Here is a 925-nt window from a genome sequence, read left to right as displayed (position 1 = left end):
GATCGGCCTGCGCCGGGCGCGGCACGACGCGCCGCGGTGGCTGTTCGCCCGGCTGCGCCGCCTGGCGTGGCCGGTGCTGCCGCTGGCAGCGGTCTGGATCCCGCTCCCGCACGCGCTGGCCGCGCTCGGGGTGCCCGAGCAGCCGCTGGAGGTGGGTGCGCGGCTGACCGGTCAGCTCCTGTGGTTCCTCGCCGCCTACCTCGTCGCCGTCGTCGCCACGCCGTTCCTGCTGGGCCTGCACGACAGGTACGGCGCGCGGGTCCCCGCGGCCCTGGTCGCCGGGGCGGTGCTGACGGACGTGGCGCGCTTCTCGACGGGTTTCGACGCGCTCGGCTACCTCAACGTCGTGTTCGTCTGGCTGGCGGTGCACCAGCTCGGCTTCCTGTACGCCGAGGGGCGGCTGGCCCGGCCGGGGCGGATGGCGGCGGGCGGGTTCGGTGCCGCCGCGCTGCTGGTGTGGGCGGGGCCGTACCCGGGCAGCATGATCGGCCTGCCTGGGGCCGAGACGTCGAACATGGCACCGCCCACGCTGGCCGTGCTGGCGGTGGCGTTCGGGCAGGTCGGGCTGATGGCGCTGCTGCGGCCGTGGATCCTGCGGCTGCCGCTGGGCGGGGCGCTGGCCTGGGCGGGGCCGCGGGTCATGACGGTGTACCTGTGGCACATGCCGGCGCTGTTCGCGGTCACCGGGGTGGCCGTGGTGGGGCTGGGCATCGGCACGCCGCGCCCGCTGAGCCTGGCCTGGTTCGCCGGGTGGCCGGTCTGGTTCGGGGCGCTGTGCCTGGTCATGTGGCCGCTGCTGAAGGTGTTTGGCCGGTTGGAGGAGCCGCCCGCGCTGCCGTACGGGGAAGGGGGCCGGACGGTGGCGCTCACCGCGGCGGCCCTGGCCGGCGGCGGGCTGCTGACGCTCACCGTGGCCGGGTTCGCG

1 protein-coding gene is annotated in these 925 nt (G+C 76.4%); it reads left to right on the top strand.

Annotated features, from left to right (window positions below; all coding sequences use genetic code 11):
* Positions 1-925 (top strand): acyltransferase family protein (locus DQW85_RS22160; RefSeq protein ID WP_113702130.1); only part of this gene is annotated, 925 nt, incomplete at both ends.

Origin of the sequence: Nonomuraea lactucae (assembly GCF_003313395.1) — a bacterium.
Lineage (GTDB): Bacteria > Actinomycetota > Actinomycetes > Streptosporangiales > Streptosporangiaceae > Nonomuraea > Nonomuraea lactucae.
Note: the sequence above shows the minus strand (reverse complement) of the source record. Positions and strands in the feature narration are given on the sequence as shown.